The sequence below is a fragment of the Neobacillus drentensis genome, from assembly GCF_036962125.1.
GTDB classification, from domain to species: Bacteria; Bacillota; Bacilli; order Bacillales; family Cytobacillaceae; genus Neobacillus; species Neobacillus drentensis_B.
Window position 1 is genome coordinate 1 of the sequence record NZ_JBALOA010000050.1, and the last position, 1,456, is coordinate 1,456.

The 1,456-nt window shown below is 36.7% G+C and carries 1 protein-coding gene; it reads right to left on the reverse strand.

All coding sequences use genetic code 11. The features are described from left to right. Positions 1 to 32 precede the first annotated feature (32 nt). Positions 33 to 1,402 (reverse strand): IS3 family transposase gene (locus tag V7121_RS24780; RefSeq protein ID WP_335548240.1). Its coding sequence is split into 2 segments (ribosomal slippage): positions 33 to 937 and positions 937 to 1,402, totalling 1,371 coding nucleotides; the frame shifts between segments, so codons are not numbered across the junction. Positions 1,403 to 1,456 lie beyond the last annotated feature (54 nt).

Consider the following 1,456-nt stretch of genomic DNA (forward strand, 5'->3'; position numbering starts at 1 on the left):
TGATCTGACCCAATAAAGTTAGACAAATATCTTTATGCAACTTTTAAGACTTGAGTTCGGTATTCCACTGGACTTAAGTCTTTTAATTTTGCCTTCATTCGTTTGTGATTGTAATAGTAAATATAGTCGGATAATTCTTGTTCAAAATGCTCCATACTGTCAAATTCTTGTAGATAAAGGAGTTCCGACTTTAATAGGCCAAAGAAATTTTCCATGACTGCATTATCCAAACAGTTTCCCTTCCGGGACATGCTCTGTGTAATTTGGTGCTGCTCCAGTGTTTTTTGATACTGTTTCATTTGATAATGCCACCCTTGATCCGAATGAAGTGTTACTTGATCTCCTGGCTGAAGATGTTTAATCGCTTGGTCTACCATATCGCCAACCAATTTATAAACAGGGCGTTTCATGACGGTATACGCTATAATTTCGCCATTACACAAATCAAGTACTGGAGAAAGGTAACGTTTCTCACCGAACAAGTGGAATTCTGTGACGTCAGTTACCCATTTTTGATTCATTTTCTCGGCAGAGAAATCGCGGTTTAAAACGTTCGGAGCGATTTTGCCTACATTTCCTTTATAAGAACGGTACTTCTTCATGCGTACCATGCATTTTAAACCGATTTCATTCATTAACCGATTAATGGTTTTTGGATCGTGTTGGAAACCTCTTTTTGCTAGCTCTTTCGTGATACGACGATACCCATAACGCCCTCTATGTTCATGAAAGATCTCGTTGATAGCTTCTTTTACTTTCTCATATTTATCTAGTTGAGTTAACCGTTTTTCCCAATAATAATACGTGCTTCGTGGAATGTCAGCGACTTCAACTAAATCCACAACCTCATACTCATCCTTTAGTTCGAAAATTACTTGCGCTTTGATTTTGTTTGTAATTTTTCTTGTATTTGAACTAAAGCATTCAACTTTTTTAAGTATGCATTCTCCATTTCTAAACGTTCAATTTTCGCTTGTAGTGCCTCAACAGTTCCTTCAGTTGGTACTGGTTTCTTTGTTTTTGTTTCTGTTTTCTTTCTCTCTTTTTTCATGGATGGACGCCCCTTTTTCTTTGATTCTAGGGCACCAATTCCACACTTTTCAAACTGTCTTTGCCAATTTCTAATCATTCCAGAAGACGATAGATTAAAAAACGCTGCAGTTTCAACAGAGGATGAACCCTTTTCGTTCATATATTTAAGTACATCCATTTTAAACTGAGCAGAATAGCTTGTATAGGATTTAATAAAGGCACTTTCCCCTTGATGCTCATAAAGACGAACCCAACTGCTGAAAACACTGTGGTGAACACCAATATCTTTGGCGATTTCTCTTATTGATTCTTTCCCATGTTCATACCTCAAAACACTTTGTATCTTTTCTTCTGATGTAAATTTAGCCATAATAAAACACCCCGTAAATGTTAGTAAAGTGTCTAACATTTACGGGGCAGTTCA